20 protein-coding genes are annotated in these 13,699 nt (G+C 58.8%); 9 read left to right on the forward strand and 11 right to left on the reverse strand.

Annotation, left to right across the window (positions count from 1 at the left end):
- Positions 1 to 469: 469 nt before the first annotated feature.
- From EDC30_RS08525 to EDC30_RS08565, 10 genes are all read right to left on the reverse strand, one after another.
- On the reverse strand, positions 470 to 961 hold the full coding sequence (locus EDC30_RS08525; RefSeq protein ID WP_132258398.1) for a hypothetical protein: 492 nt from the start codon (positions 959 to 961) through the stop codon (positions 470 to 472).
- 3 nt (positions 962 to 964) lie between these two features.
- Positions 965 to 1,216, reverse strand: a complete 252-nt coding sequence (locus EDC30_RS08530) for a hypothetical protein (protein ID WP_132258399.1) — start codon at positions 1,214 to 1,216, stop codon at positions 965 to 967.
- Entirely contained in the window at positions 1,213 to 1,752 is a 540-nt protein-coding gene (locus EDC30_RS08535) for a deoxynucleotide monophosphate kinase family protein (RefSeq protein ID WP_132258400.1), read from the reverse strand. The genes EDC30_RS08530 and EDC30_RS08535 overlap by 4 nt, the downstream gene beginning before the upstream one ends.
- On the reverse strand, positions 1,746 to 1,946 hold the full coding sequence (locus tag EDC30_RS08540; RefSeq protein WP_132258401.1) for a hypothetical protein: 201 nt from the start codon (positions 1,944 to 1,946) through the stop codon (positions 1,746 to 1,748). Before EDC30_RS08540 ends, EDC30_RS08535 begins: the two co-directional genes overlap by 7 nt.
- Before the next feature lie 127 nt (positions 1,947 to 2,073).
- Positions 2,074 to 2,436 (reverse strand): nucleoside triphosphate pyrophosphohydrolase family protein, encoded by a 363-nt coding sequence (locus EDC30_RS08545; protein WP_132258402.1) that lies wholly within the window; start codon positions 2,434 to 2,436, stop codon positions 2,074 to 2,076.
- A gap of 11 nt (positions 2,437 to 2,447) precedes the next feature.
- Positions 2,448 to 2,639 carry a hypothetical protein gene (locus EDC30_RS08550; RefSeq protein ID WP_132258403.1) on the reverse strand — a complete coding sequence of 64 codons (192 nt, stop codon included), beginning with the start codon at positions 2,637 to 2,639 and terminating at the stop codon, positions 2,448 to 2,450.
- A gap of 1 nt (position 2,640) precedes the next feature.
- The gene (locus tag EDC30_RS08555) at positions 2,641 to 2,940 is read right to left on the reverse strand and encodes a hypothetical protein (protein ID WP_132258404.1); all 300 of its coding nucleotides are present in this window, start codon (positions 2,938 to 2,940) and stop codon (positions 2,641 to 2,643) included.
- Positions 2,928 to 3,056 (reverse strand): hypothetical protein, encoded by a 129-nt coding sequence (locus EDC30_RS19905; RefSeq protein WP_279389753.1) that lies wholly within the window; start codon positions 3,054 to 3,056, stop codon positions 2,928 to 2,930. The genes EDC30_RS08555 and EDC30_RS19905 overlap by 13 nt, the downstream gene beginning before the upstream one ends.
- Entirely contained in the window at positions 3,053 to 3,490 is a 438-nt protein-coding gene (locus tag EDC30_RS08560) for a DUF7673 family protein (RefSeq protein WP_207907242.1), read from the reverse strand. Before EDC30_RS08560 ends, EDC30_RS19905 begins: the two co-directional genes overlap by 4 nt.
- Positions 3,491 to 3,697: 207 nt before the next feature.
- Positions 3,698 to 4,369 carry a LexA family protein gene (locus EDC30_RS08565; RefSeq protein WP_243656697.1) on the reverse strand — a complete coding sequence of 224 codons (672 nt, stop codon included), beginning with the start codon at positions 4,367 to 4,369 and terminating at the stop codon, positions 3,698 to 3,700.
- Positions 4,370 to 4,448: 79 nt separating this feature from the next.
- Between EDC30_RS08565 and EDC30_RS08570 the strand changes: the two genes are divergently transcribed.
- Positions 4,449 to 4,646 carry a helix-turn-helix domain-containing protein gene (locus tag EDC30_RS08570; RefSeq protein ID WP_165973770.1) on the forward strand — a complete coding sequence of 66 codons (198 nt, stop codon included), beginning with the start codon at positions 4,449 to 4,451 and terminating at the stop codon, positions 4,644 to 4,646.
- 131 nt (positions 4,647 to 4,777) lie between these two features.
- On the opposite strand, the gene EDC30_RS08575 is transcribed toward EDC30_RS08570, so the two are convergent.
- A complete protein-coding gene (locus EDC30_RS08575) occupies positions 4,778 to 5,083 on the reverse strand; it encodes a hypothetical protein (protein WP_132258406.1) in 306 nt (101 codons plus the stop codon).
- 139 nt (positions 5,084 to 5,222) lie between these two features.
- Here EDC30_RS08575 and EDC30_RS08580 point away from each other — a divergent pair, with 139 nt between their 5' ends.
- The 8 genes from EDC30_RS08580 (at position 5,223) to EDC30_RS08615 (ending at position 13,697) form a co-directional block, all read left to right on the forward strand.
- On the forward strand, positions 5,223 to 5,720 hold the full coding sequence (locus EDC30_RS08580) for a phage regulatory CII family protein (protein WP_243656698.1): 498 nt from the start codon (positions 5,223 to 5,225) through the stop codon (positions 5,718 to 5,720).
- Positions 5,720 to 6,175 (forward strand): hypothetical protein, encoded by a 456-nt coding sequence (locus tag EDC30_RS08585; protein ID WP_132258407.1) that lies wholly within the window; start codon positions 5,720 to 5,722, stop codon positions 6,173 to 6,175. Before EDC30_RS08580 ends, EDC30_RS08585 begins: the two co-directional genes overlap by 1 nt.
- Positions 6,162 to 8,975, forward strand: coding sequence for a DUF5906 domain-containing protein (locus EDC30_RS08590; protein WP_132258408.1), 2,814 nt, complete (start codon positions 6,162 to 6,164; stop codon positions 8,973 to 8,975). Before EDC30_RS08585 ends, EDC30_RS08590 begins: the two co-directional genes overlap by 14 nt.
- A 253-nt stretch (positions 8,976 to 9,228) precedes the next feature.
- Positions 9,229 to 9,471, forward strand: a complete 243-nt coding sequence (locus EDC30_RS08595; protein ID WP_132258409.1) for a hypothetical protein — start codon at positions 9,229 to 9,231, stop codon at positions 9,469 to 9,471.
- Between the two features lie 5 nt (positions 9,472 to 9,476).
- Positions 9,477 to 10,082 carry a hypothetical protein gene (locus tag EDC30_RS08600; RefSeq protein ID WP_132258410.1) on the forward strand — a complete coding sequence of 202 codons (606 nt, stop codon included), beginning with the start codon at positions 9,477 to 9,479 and terminating at the stop codon, positions 10,080 to 10,082.
- Between the two features lie 339 nt (positions 10,083 to 10,421).
- Positions 10,422 to 11,024: a hypothetical protein gene (locus tag EDC30_RS08605; RefSeq protein WP_165973771.1), complete on the forward strand. Its 603-nt coding sequence runs from the start codon at positions 10,422 to 10,424 to the stop codon at positions 11,022 to 11,024.
- Between the two features lie 130 nt (positions 11,025 to 11,154).
- A complete protein-coding gene (locus EDC30_RS08610; protein WP_132258412.1) occupies positions 11,155 to 11,679 on the forward strand; it encodes a hypothetical protein in 525 nt (174 codons plus the stop codon).
- Complete coding sequence (locus EDC30_RS08615) at positions 11,679 to 13,697, forward strand: phage terminase large subunit family protein (RefSeq protein ID WP_132258413.1); 2,019 nt, start codon at positions 11,679 to 11,681, stop codon at positions 13,695 to 13,697. Before EDC30_RS08610 ends, EDC30_RS08615 begins: the two co-directional genes overlap by 1 nt.
- Positions 13,698 to 13,699: the final 2 nt, after the last annotated feature.

Below are 13,699 nucleotides of genomic sequence, written 5' to 3' on the forward strand. Positions count from 1 at the left end.
GCGTGCTGGCCACGTTCTCGATGCGGGGGAATTTGCCCTCGATGAGAGAGTTGCCAACCTGAAAAAATAGCGGTGCAGCGTGCTTGTCGAGCCACTTGGCGTCACCGTTCGACATCACGTCGAGCGTGTTGCCGGCGGCGGCGTGCTTGAGCCCGTCCTTGCTGACTGAAACGATGATTTCCCGCTCGCAGTAGCCCTCCTGATCGCGCGCGACGACATAGCGGTGGCCGTCGGTGGCAACGACCATCACCGAGCCGTCCTCGAGCGGGCGGATGTTGATGCCGTTCAGGTAGTAGCGGATATCGCCCTTCGCCATGAACGGCGCGGCGATCTTGATCGCGATCGAGTTGACCCGGGCAATCATGTGCGGCGTCGCGTTGCTGCGGGTGTCTTCAGTGCCGGCAATCGCGAGCTGCTCTGGTGCGGTGTTGGAATTCATCGTTTCTCTTTCTTGATTGGTGATGTGCGGTCAGGCTGCCGCTGCGTGGTAGACGTTTCCCTCTTCCACCCGGCGCCGGACCTCCAGCAGGGCGGTGCGCAGCTCGTCCTTGGTGGCGAGCTTGATTTGTTCGTCGTGGACTTCCAGTGCCAGGCGAATGAGGCCGAGCGCCTCGCCGTCAAAGCGCCATGCGGCCGTGCGGTCCGCACGCAATTTGCACCGGAATGCGCCGTCCAGCGCGGTGATGAAGTGCTGCTCGTACTCGGTGCCGATGCCGAACTCGCACAGGATCAGCCCGATATTCAGGGCGAAGGTGACCATGCTCCAGTCTTCCTCGGTGGATGCGCCGCGCACCATGTTTTCGAGTGAAAGCCAGTAGGCGGTGGACAGGTCGCCGGCGTTCTCGTCTTCGAGCGGGCGACTGCCGAGCGCATCAAATGCGGCGCGTGCAATGCACATTTCAAAGACCGTCGACACCGGCAGCGGCCGGAAGGCAGGGTTCCACTTCTGGATCCAGAACATGGCTTATCCCTTCTTCCAGCGGCGCCGGTAAAGCACCATGCTGCTGACAATGCCGAGCGGGCCACCGATCACATACGCCACGTAATGAATCGGCGTGGTGGCATGAACAATCTGTAGCGCGCCCAGCTGGGCCACGGAGATCATCAGGCTGTTGGCGAAGGCGGCGCCATAGTGGCCGTTGTTGACGAACTGGGATTGCAGCCCCAGTGCGAAAACAAGGCCGAAGGTGCTGGCAAACAGCAGCAGGGTCGTCATGCAAACGCTCCGTCGATTTGCTCGAACAGATCGTCGAACGAGCCGTTGTTGTCGACCAGCTTGTCAACGCCAGGCTCAAAGGCCACACCGGACTCGCTGACATGCTGGTGTGCGGTACCGGCGCTATCGCGCTGAATGTGCCAGATGGCGCCGCCTAAGCTGCGGATGAGAGCGGCTTCATTCTCGAAGCGCACATCGGTGATGACGACGTTCTTCGAAACTGCCCAGTGGGAATTGATCGCGTTGCGCGCGACGATCAGCCACAGGTCCGGATGCACCAGCTGCCGCCCCCACTCGGTCCCGAGCGTCTGCATCAGCTGGCGAGGCGACTTGCCGATCTCCGGAAGCACCTGTTCCTTGTACGGGTGCGCAAAATGCATCGGGTCGATATCGAGCATGGCGGCGATACCATGGCGGATCGGATCGGCGAAGCCGACCGGCATGTATTGATAGTTCCGGCGAAGGTGATATCCGATCGTGTCCTTGCCGGCGCCTGCTTTGCCGGTGATGCCGATAAGGCGCGGGAGCTTCAGCATTGCGCAGCCTCCAGCGTCAGCTTCTCGACCGGCATCTTCCACGGCATGCCGCCTTGAGTGCCTTTAACCTGAACTAAGGCGACCTGCTGCCCGATGATCAAGTCCTTGCGGATTTGCGCGACGACGCCGCGCTGTGGGCCGTGATCGCTGTCGAAGCTGACGCGAGCGCCCGGTGTAATGGTGGTGGTGATCATTGATGCCTCACGCGTTTGTGGACTGGGTCGGCATCGCCTGCTGCTGCGCCCGCCATTGGCGGCCGATTTCGTAGCAGGCGAATCTGACCGCCATGGAAATGAGAGTGCGCTTCATGCTGGATGCCGATCAGGAGTTGCGTGCATCGAGCCCGCCCTTGTCCGCGCGTGCTTCGGCGGCGTGGTCGGAATAGGCATCGGGGAAACGCTGCTGTAGCTTGCTGATGTTGGCGGCGGCAATGTCTGCCAGTTGCATTCCGAGAGCATCGGCAGCGATCGCGAGATACCACATCACGTCGCCGATTTCCTCAGCGAGGTGCGCACGGCGGTCTTCATCGAGCGGCTTGCTGTAGATCGCCATGCGCTTGACTTCGGTGGTCATTTCGCCGGATTCGGTGGCAAGGCCAAGTGATGCGTGCACCAGTCGCTCGACCGGCGTCGGCAGTTTTTTTTCGGTGCGCAGTGCGTTGTTTTGGTAGGTGATGAGGTCCACGTTATTTCCCTTTAATCGAGGTCGTTTGCCTGCAGCTTTTTGACGTCTTGCCGCGCGAGGCGCTGCATGTGCCGGCGCGCGACGTTTTCTAGGATTGGGCGGTAGGTTGGGTGCTGGAGCATTTCATCGAGAGGCGTCGACACTTGAAGAAACCGGTGTGCGATTTCGAGTGCCAGGCGAGTCGGAGCGATGCGGGCACCCATGTCACACGCTTTCCAGCTCCGGGTGCTCGGTAAGTGCCAGCAGCGCCTCGGGCGAATCGATGCTCCAGTTCAGCCGAACGTGGCTGCCGATCTGGCGGCGGTCGTAAGCTGCACAAATTCGCTGCACAGCCGGCAGCATTCGCTCACGTACACAGGGGGCGCACTGGCAGTCTTCGATCGATTCAGCGCGGATGCGGCCGATCTGGGGCGTCAGGCCTCGGGCGGCGATATAGTCCTTGCCGCGAAGTCCAGCATACGGATCGCGCATGGAGGCGCGGATGGTGACTTTCAGATCATCCATTCGATCACTCCCGGCGCGAGTGTGACGATCGCGAAAATGATTGCGAGGTTCGCGTACTGATGGCGTGCGAGCCAGCCGTGCTCCACGTGCATGACGGCATTCCAGGCGCGCTTCATGCTTTTGCTCGCTTGGTGTAGTCGCGAATATTCCAGTCCTTCGCGAGCTGTTCCCAGATGCGTCCGCCATCTTCGAAATAGCAGTGCACTTCCCGCTGCGGCTGGAAGTCCATGCGCAGAACGGTCAGGCAGTCCTGAAACAGTTCGTAGTCGAGGCAGCGGAAATCGGTCAGATCGAACTTGAAGCGGTTGCCGTTGTAGAGGCCGAGTAGGAAGCTGGCGATGTAGCGGCATTGTCCAGAGTGGCCTTGGGCCACCTTCAGAAGCCGCTTCAATGCTTCAACGCCCTCGGCACGAATCTGCGGCAGTGCGGCTTGGCGCTCTGCTTCTTTGCGGCGCATTTCGGCGAACATTTCATGGACACGGTCCGGGTCGACTCGGGGTGCCTGAATAGCTGTCGGCAAGCTGTGATGTCTGGTCGGCTGGTTTTCCATCTGCGTCTCCGTAGAGTTGCCACAACGAAGTGTTGCGGCTTGGAATAAGTATAGTTCGCTAAACTTTATAAAGTCAAGAAAACTATACGGCGCAGAAATATTTCATGCCACCCGGAAAAAAGTGGGACAGGAAACTATTCTCTATGTTGTAAAAACGCAATAAAAAAGCCCGCTAATGCGGGCTTGGCGGACGCTTGAGAGGCAGGGCTATGGCATGTCGAAGCCGGCGTGCTGCACCACTCCGCAGAATTCATCGCCTTCTTCCAGTTTGAGATATCGGTTCGGCCACTCGGGATTCAACGCTTCGAGATATAGCTCCCCATCAACAGTAATCAGGCGCTTGAAAGTGGCTTCCATAGTCGTGTTGCGTCGGACAATGACGAACTTGCCCGGGAGCGCTTCGGCGTGGGCATTCACATATAGCAGTATTCCCTCTGGGAATGTAAACGGCTCCCCGGGAGGTGCAGTCATAGACTTCCCCTTCACCCGAAGAACATAACCACATTCACCGAGATCCTTGTGGCAGGGCTTCCATTCGTCAGCATCGCCCGGTTGGAAGTTGTCGCACAGCTCGGTCCACTGTCCCGCTTGAACCCATGAAATCACTGGATATTGCCTATTCTTTTTAATATCCGGGCCGGGCTCAACATTGTCCTCGACCCGCCTTAATTTTTTGGGCCCGGCACCAGTTGTGATCCAGGTGGCGCTGAAACCGGTGGCCAGTTCAATTCCCTGCGCGTATTCGTACTTCATGGACTTGATTTGACCATTGAGCCACTGCGTAGGGGTTCCTTTAGACACTTTTGCGGCCTTATAGAGTTCCGCTTGGCTATGGCCGGCGTCAAGGATTTCCTGAATGCGTTCGGAAAGTGTCGTCATGTTTAGGAATCTAAGCGATTCCTTGTTTAGAGTGCTTGACGTCAAGAGTTTAGACTCCTATACTTTCTGCATGGATACCTTGAAAATCATCGACGCAGTGGGTGGCAGGAAGGCCGTCATCGAAATGACTGGCCTCAGCCGTGGCCGTATTTCGCAGTGGGTGACCGACAAGGCCATCCCGACGCCATGGCTGAAATTCTTTGAGGCGAAATTCCCGGCGCTGGACTGGGATGCGCTGCGGGCGCCGGCAGAGGAAGAAAAAATCCCCACTCATTGACCAAGGGTTGCTTATCCGTGCAAACGGCAGCAGCCCCTTTTTTTTGCCCGGAATTCGGGCTTTGATAATTCTCAAAGGAGTTTCCCAGCATGACAGACCGGGATGAGCAGGCGGCAAGCAATCGAGTGGTGTCAACCATTCTTATTCGCTTCCATAGCGATGCGGTGAGCCTCGGCGCTTGCAAACCGCATGCGACCTTGGGCGTCGACTGTGCAGCCGTTAGCGTCGCACCAGGCGGGGAAAGTGACCGGATCGATGTGAGCTTTGATGACGATGTGTCCTTGGCGGACATATCGCTTGCGAGCCTGTTCGGCCTGATCCTGCCACTGCAGGAATGTGCTCGGCAGCTTGTGCCCGTCGGTGAACATGGCGCGCAGCGCGTCGTAGTCGCTTTCGCGATACCAGGCAATGCCGATCGCTTGAAGTTGTGAATTCATGGGTGGTCTTCCGGTGTTTGTAGGCTTGAGGAAGCTGAAATTTAGCACGATGGAAACCTGCCCTTCGTTGTTGTGTTGTTGTAGCAAGAATAAGTGAATAAAAAACATTTCACATCGGTAATAAAAAGGGAGGTTTACCGTGACCTGCAAGTATTCGGAGATTAACCAGCATGATGCGCTGTACAGGGTCGCGCGCGACTATCCAGGCGGCATCGAGGCACTGGCACAGCGACTGACTAAAACGGCGCCGGTGATGTACAACAAGCTGCGCCCGGGTATCCAGACGCACCACGCGTCGTTCGAAGAGACGACCGAGATCATCGAGTTGTGCGTCCAGGCGAACGTCAAGGACGCGATGCTGCCGGCCTATGCCTTCGCATGGCGACTGGGCCACGTGATGGTGCCGGTGCCGCGTGTCGACAATGTGCCGGATGAAGAGTTGACCCAGAACGTCTGCAAGACGATGAAGGAATTCGGCGATGTTGCCTCCTGTCTGTATCAGTCATTTGCCAATGACGGAGACATCGATGCCAACGAGCTGGAATCCTTCGAAAAGGAATTCCAAGAAGCGATCGCTGCAATGTGCGAGCTTCGGGCACGCGTGCAGGACCGGGCGAAGAAAGCGGAGGCAAAGTAATGCAGGGCTCCCTACCTCGCCGCGGCACTCCCGCGTTCGATGCGCTCGAGCGCGTTCATTCTCTCGGCGGCAAAGCATCCATTCACCAGCTGCTCGCTGCCGTCAATTCCAATTTCCGCTCACCCACTCGCCTCGACAAGCTGGCGATTCAACCGCTTGCGCTGCTGGGATTTGTGACCCGTCTGAAGACCGGCATTCAGATCACGCCGGCAGGTCAGGTGTTTATCGAATCCAATGCAGCGAAGAGCTCGATCGGTGCGAAGGTCTTGCCTTCTCAGCCGGCGCCGCCGACAAAGCCGCTGCACTCCGCCTCGGCGTTCGATGTCATCGAAGCGCGGCGCCCGGGTGCGCTCGATTACCGCAATATTCCCTCGTTGATGGGTGGTGTCCGGGTGCCTTACCGATCGTCCTGCCAAGTCACTGGGCAGAGCGGAGGTGGCGATGGCAACGATTGATCAGGTCGTCACCCAGATGCAGACTCACGGTCTGCCGCCCATTCCCGCCAATGGCATCGTCTGTGATGGCAAGTCCAGGCGCTTCGGGCCAAAGAAAAAGGCGTGGTACAAGCTGACCAAAATCACCACCAAGACCGGCAGCGAAGCGGTCTATGGTGTGTTTGGCTATTGGCGCGGTACCGACAACGGCGCCATCGGTGTGTCGCTCGGATCTGATGAAGTCGATGTCGAAGAAATGGCAGCGGTCCGGCAGCGACAGGAAGAAGCAGCCAGGCGTGAGGCTGAGCGCATTGCCGAGATCGCGCAGCTGGCTGCAAATCGTGCGCGCATGCAGTGGGATGCCGCCTCTGACGTTGCACCAGGCGTCACGCCGAAAACACCGTCTGCCTATCTGGAACGCAAGCGCGTCGAGCAGGAAACGGCACGCATCACCGACGACGGCACACTGCTGGTCCCGATGCGTCGGTATTCCCGCGATGGCGTGAAGCTGGTCGGCCTGCAGAAGATCAAGCCGGACGGCTCCAAGCTGTTTAACAAGGGAATGGACAAAGTCGGCGCCGCCTGCCTGCTGGGCAAGCTGCCGGCCGATGCGCCGCTGCTCATCATGGCCGAGGGTTATGCAACGGGCGGATCGATCCGGCTCGCCACGAAGCGCGATTTCCCGGTGATGCTGGCATTTGATGCCGGCAACCTGATCCACGTGGCGCAGCAGGTCCGTCGCGATTTCCCGGGCACGCACATCCTGTTTGCTGCCGACGATGACTGGCAGCTGAAAAAGCGGCTGGCGAAGCGACTGGTCAAGGACTTCAAAATCGCCGCGACGATCGTCATGGATGGTGACGCTGAGATTTTGACGGAGCGTGATTTTTCCGACGATGGCGAGTGCGATGCCGCGCTGAAGAAGCGACTCGAGGCGGCGGCCGGCACGCAGGTTGAACTTGCCGTCGACGGCACCGAGCAGATCCTGCTGTCCGAAGATGGTGAGCGTGTCCGGATCACGCCGGCATGGAAAAAGGATGAAAACGGCGTCGACTACCTCGAGGCCGATGTGCGCACCGATCGCGTCATCCGCACCCTGAAGCTGGAAAACGCCGGCATCGCCAAAGCCACGGCTGCAGCTCGGACCGTCGGCAATGCCTCCGTGGTCTGGCCATCATTCGCCGATCGAGGCGAGAACAAGTGGACCGACTTCAACGACCTGCACGTCGAACAGTCGCTCGATGCGGTGGTTGCCCAGCTGGAGGCGGCGATCGCTGCAGCGTTGCAATCGCCGAAAGATCGCAAAAAGCTGAATGATCTGGCGGCTTACGAAGAAGCGGAGCACTTACGGAGCAGCGTCGTGCCGGAATCTGCGTCTCGTCGGGAAGATTCCCCCGCGCCCCCTGTTGCAGAAACTCAGTCAGATGGTGCGCCGGCCGGTGATGCTGTTGCAGACAGCCAGGCGAGTGTTGCACCCGTCGCCGAAGCTTCCTCGGCCGGGGGGAAGGGTGAGGCCAAGAAAAAGCCGAAAAAGGAATATGGACAGGAGCACTGGGACAAGGTGCACCGTCTGGAAGACAATTTCGTGCTGATCTATGGTGATGACACGGCATGGGATAGCGAGAACCGGGTGATCATCAAGATCAACCATCTGCGGCTGGCGTTCGGATCGGACGCGGTCAAGTTCTGGCTCAATAGCCCGAAGCGCCGCATGGTCAACAAGGACTGCGTGGTGTTTGATCCGACACTGCAGGCGGATCCAGATGAGACGGTCAACCTGTTCGATGGCTTCAAAATGAAGCCGAAGCGCGGCAAATGCGACAAGATTGTCGAGCTGCTGCTGCACTTGTGCGGGAACGATGCCGAGGTGCTGGCGTGGGTGCTGCGGTGGATCGCTTATCCGCTCCAGAACCCAGGCGCCAAGATGCGCACGTCGATCATAATGCACGGCGATGAGGGCTCCGGTAAGAACCTGTTCTGGGAAAACGTCGTCGCCAAAATCTACGGCGAGTATGGCGGTGTGATCGGCAACGCGCAGATCGAGTCCCAGTTCAACGAGTGGGCATCGAAGAAGCTGTTTTTTGTGGCCGATGAGGTGGTGACCCGCAACGAGCTGCGGCAGCTGAAGGGCAAGCTCAAGCACATGGTGACCGGCGAGGTCATCATGATCAACCCCAAAGGCATGACCGAGCGGGCCGAGGCGAACCACATGAATTTCGTCTTCCTGTCCAACGAGCTGCAGCCGCTCGCGCTCGACAAGACGGACCGCCGCTATCTGGTCCTGTGGACGCCACCAAAGCGCGACGAATCCTTCTATCGCGAAGTCAGCGAACAGATCCGCAACGGCGGCATCGAGGCGTTCTATCACTACCTGCTGCATGAGGTGCCGATGGATGATTTCACCGAGCACACCAAGCCGCTGGTGACCGAGGCCAAAGTCAAGCTGATCGCACTGGGCCTGACGCCGCCGCAGCGCTTCTACCGGGAATGGTCCGGTGGTTTCCTCCCCCTTCCGTTTGTTTGCTGCTCTGCCATGCAGCTGTATCACGCCTTCTGTCGATGGTGTCACCTCAATGGCGAGCGCTTCCCGGTCACGCAAACCATGTTCGGAAGGGACGTAGAAAGAGCCGGCAGCGGCACGTTGCGACGACGGATCATCAAGTACGACCTCGGCAATGATGTGAAGCAGCGGACCGTGTATCTGGTCGGTGATCAGCCGGAAGATAAAAGCAGCCTGTCGCAGTGGGTGGAGGATGCTTCGGGCACTTTCGAGACGTATCTGAAGAAGTACCGGCACGTGTATGACCAGCCGAATGAATAGTTGAACCGTTCACATGCAGAAACCATTAACACGCCGTAACCCGCATGGAATAAGGGCTTGTGAATAGTTTGGACAGTATGAGCGGTTTATTTTGACTATATGTGTGTGCGTGCGCGCACGCGAGGAAGCAAAGAAGATGCGCCGTTTTTTAAGCAAATTCTCTTTTTAACTATTCAACTATTCACACTGTTCACAAAGCTAATAAACATAAGGCTTTCGGCGGTTAATAGTAGTTGAAGAGTATGGACAGTTGATGAAGCAGAAAGAATTTAAAGAAAAGATGCCCGAGTGCGCTGCCTTTATCGAGGACTTGTGCCAGGCATTCGGTACGGAAGCGATTCACGGCCAGATTCGCAAGGGGCTCAATGGTGAGCCGACATTCTGGGCGAAGGAAAACGGGCATGAGATCGGCACGCCGGTCGATTCTGGTGCCGAGTGGCGGGTCACATGGAACGAGCACGGCGTCGCAGTCGCAGAAAAAATTAAAAGGGGATGAGGACCATGAAGGAAGAGTTTGTCGAAATCACACCAGGCACTGACAGCGTGCGAGTCAAGGTGATCCAGTCCGGGCCCGCACCTGTCTCGAACGAGCAGGAAGATCCGATCATGCAGCGGATGGAAAACTGGCGGCGCACGGTGACCGGTTCGCTCGGTGGCGGTGCTAGTGGATTCTGTGCTTCATGGGCAAAGTGGTACGTGGACTTCCGCACGAAACGCGAAGCCGAGATTGACGACATGCTGGACCTGCCAAGGTCGAAGGATGGGCAGATGCCGACTGTCGTGGCGGTCGATGTGCTGGATGGCTGGATTGTCGAAGCCAGCGTGCGGCAGCTAGACGATGCGGAGAAACTGGTGTTGCGCCACTGGTACGTTTTCAAAAGTCCCGAGCACATCATCAAGCGCAAGCTGCTGCTGCGTCGCCGGGGTATTAACCAAATTCGTGAACTTGCATTGATTAAGTTAAAGAAAGTACTTGATCAAGTTCAAAATCCTGCTAACATTCCTAGCAACAATTTTCATGCCGGTAACGTTCCGCGCCCGAAGACGACAGTCACCCCTGAGGGGGTGTTGTCGTCTTCGGGAGATAAAGAAGCCTCGATCGATTAAAAGTCGCTCGGGGCTTTTTGCATTGCGGGTCCGTCATGGTTGACCGTTCATTCCCAGTCAACTCCCCATGGAGGCGATCATGAAGAAGTAAGGCGAGAAATACCTCATTTCGATTGCGCTGATAGTTGGCGCCGTGGAAGCCGGACGAGACGCGGTATGGGAACAAAATTGGCTGATGGTTGAGGAGTGCCCACCCTCGCGAACCAGGTGACGCCACACACGATCACGGTAAGCGCGGCCGCCGCTATATGCGTCCACCAAATCTCCGCCACGTACTCCCTACGATGGTTTCGCCGCCGATGCCTTACCGCTCGGCGGTTTTTTTATTCCGGTGCGCTCATGATGTCCATGTCCGTCAAGTCGAATGTCGATGCGGTCCGCAAGAACCTGACCGACATCGCCAAGAAGCAGCTGCCGTTTGCAGTCGCAAAGGGGCTGACTGCCACGGCGAAGGATACGCAGGGCGTACTCACCGAGGCACTGCCCCGGCAATTGGATCGCCCGACACCGTTCACGATGCGGGCCTTTGCCATCACACCGGCCACGAAGTCGAAGCTGTACGCCAAGGTGTTCGTGAAGCCTGATCAGTGGAAGTACCTCACGTACCAGTTCGAAGGTGGTGACCGCAAGCCGACCGGCCGCGCGCTTGTCCTGCCTAAGAACGTGAAGCTGAACCAGTTCGGCAACATGCAGCGCCGCGCCATCAAGCAGCTGCTCGCGAAGAAGAACGTCTTCAGCGGTGTGGTCGATGGCGTGCCAGGCATCTACCTGCGCAAGCAGTTTGCCTCGGGCACTGGTGTGCAGCTGCTGGTCGGCTATGCAGATCAAGTCAGGTATCGCAAGCGGTACCCGTTCCAGGCAATTGCACAACGATCGGTTTCAAAGGCGTTCGATCGCAATTTCAAGCGAGCACTCGATGAGGCGCTGGCGTCAGCGCGCTAGGGCCGGCAAGGCTTCAAGGTACTCCCAGCGCCTGACAAAACGAGGGTAATTCGCGCCCCGATCGCGCGCTAGTGACAGACTTCCACCGGAGTTAATGATTCGGTTAATGGGTTAAAACAGGTTAACGAAAATGGCTGAATTGATCACAAAAGCCGCGTATGCGAGGCGTCGCGGCGTCTCGCCGGCTGCTGTGACCAAGGCGGTCAAGTCCGGACGCATCACCGAGATCGACGGCAAGATTGACCCGGATGTCGCCGACATCCAGTGGTCACGCAACACCGACGTCGCCCAGTCGGCGCGCACCAGTGACTCCATCCTCAAATCGCCCACATCGACGAAAGAGTCCAGGCAGGAGGGGCAGGAGGACAGCGCGATCCTTGTTGCGCGCACCCGTACCGAAATCGCCCGGGCGGAACTCTTTGAAATCGAGATCGCCGAAAAGCGCGGCACGCTTGTGCTGGCCGAGGGTGTGAAGAAAGCGGCATTCGAAAAAGCACGCATCGTGCGCTCCGCGCTCGAAGGCCTGCCGGACCGGTTGGCGCCGGTGCTGGCGGCCGAGACGGATCCTGCACGCTGTCACCAGCTGATGATGGCTGAAATCAAGCGAGTCCTTCGTGAACTAGCAGCGGGGGAAGGCGAACAGACGAGGCAGTGATGGGGGCAAGGGACGATTTTCTCGACGGCGGGCAGATTTACTGCGAGGCGTTCGAAGCAGGCCTGATGCCTGATCCGGACCTCAAGGTGTCCGAATGGGCCGAGCACCACCGGCAACTGCCGCAGAAGGCATCGCCCGAGCCCGGGCCGTGGCGAAACGACCGCACGCCGTATCTGGTCGAGATCATGGACTGCATGTCCCCGGACTCACCGACCGAAGAGGTCGCGTTCATGAAGGGGACGCAGGTCGGCGGTACCGAAAGCGGCAACAACTGGTTCGGCTACGTGGTGCACCATTCGCCCGGTCCGATGATGATCGTGCAGCCGACGCTGAATCTGGCGAAGCGATTCTCCAAGCAGCGTATCGCGGCAATGATCGAGGAAATGCCGATCCTTCAGGAGCGCATCAAGGATTCCCGCTCCCGGGACTCAGGCAACACCACGCTGATGAAGGACTTCACCGGCGGCGTGCTCGTGATCGCCGGCGCCAATAGCGCGGCGGACCTGCGCTCGATGCCGTGTAAGTACCTGTTCTTCGATGAGGTCGATGCCTATCCGCACGATCTCGATGGCGAAGGTGATCCGATCGACCTCGCGGAAAAGCGGGCAACGAACTTCGCCAGGCGAAAAAACCTGAAGGTCAGCACGCCGACAACCAAGGGCTTCAGCCGTATCGAAGCGTCATACGACGCGGGCACCCGTGAGCACTACCACGTCGCCTGCCCGCATTGCGGCGAATATCAGTGGCTCAAGTGGGCCGGCATCAAGTGGGACAAGGCTGATGATGGCGCGCATCTGCCGGAAACCGCGCATTACGTGTGTGAGCACAACGGCTGCATCATCGCCGAACACCACAAGACGGCAATGCTTGCCGGCGGCATGTGGATCGCAGACAACCCTGCGGCCGGTCCGCGGCGCCGCAGCTTCCACCTGAGCGCGCTGTATTCGCCGCTTGGCTGGGCCAGCTGGGCAAGCATCGTCGAGCGATACCTGAAGGCGAAGAACGCGCTTGCGGCCGGTGATGACACGAAGATGAAAGTTTTCGTCAACACCGATCTGGCCGAAACATGGGAAGAGCAAGGCGACAAGGTCCAGACCAGCGACCTGCAGGCGCGTGCCGAACCTTACCGGCTGCGCACCGTGCCGATGGCGGCGCTACTGCTTACTGCTGGTGTGGACGTTCAGGGCAACCGTCTGGAAGTCAAGGTCAAGGCATGGGCGCCAGGCGAGGAAAGCTGGACAGTGGACTGGGTCACGCTGTACGGTGACCCATCCGAAGACGATGTCTGGAACCAGTTGGACGCGTATCTCGCCCGGCCGCTGACGCACCAGAGCGGCACTGCAATGGCGATTTCTGCCACGGCGATTGATACCGGCGGTCATCACACGCAGCGCGTCTACACGTACTGCCGCAACCGTGGCTACCGGAACGTGATCGCGGTGAAGGGTATGTCGACGGCTGGCAAGCCGATCATCGGCAAGCCGACCGACGTCGAGGTGAACCACCACGGCACGAAGATCAAGAAAGGCGTGAAACTGTGGCCGGTCGGTACCGACACGGCCAAGGCGTTGATCTACGGCCGCATGCGCCTGACTCAGTACGGGCCCGGCTATATGCACCACTCGACCGATCTTCCGGCGGAGTACTACGACCAGCTGACCGCTGAGCGACTGGTGACCCGGTACAGCAAGGGGCATGCGCTGATGTCGTGGGTCAAGCCGAACGGCAAGCGCAACGAGGCGCTGGACTGTGAAGTGTATGCACTGGCGGCCGCTTATTTCCTTGGCCTGCAGCGCTACAAAGAGCAGGACTGGGCGAAGTTGCGCAACCGCGTCAACCCGGCAGTGCGCGACATGTTCGCCGAACAGCCGGATCCAGAGCAGCAGGCGGATCCGGAGCAACCTGAAAACCAGCCCCAATCGCACCAGGCGGCAGCGCCTCTGACCGAAACCGTCGCCGCAGTTGGCGCACCGCCAGCGGCACCGCGGCGGCGCGTGCGATCGCGCGGCATAACCTAGGA

Source organism: Paucimonas lemoignei, from assembly GCF_004342585.1.
GTDB lineage: Bacteria > Pseudomonadota > Gammaproteobacteria > Burkholderiales > Burkholderiaceae_D > Paucimonas > Paucimonas lemoignei.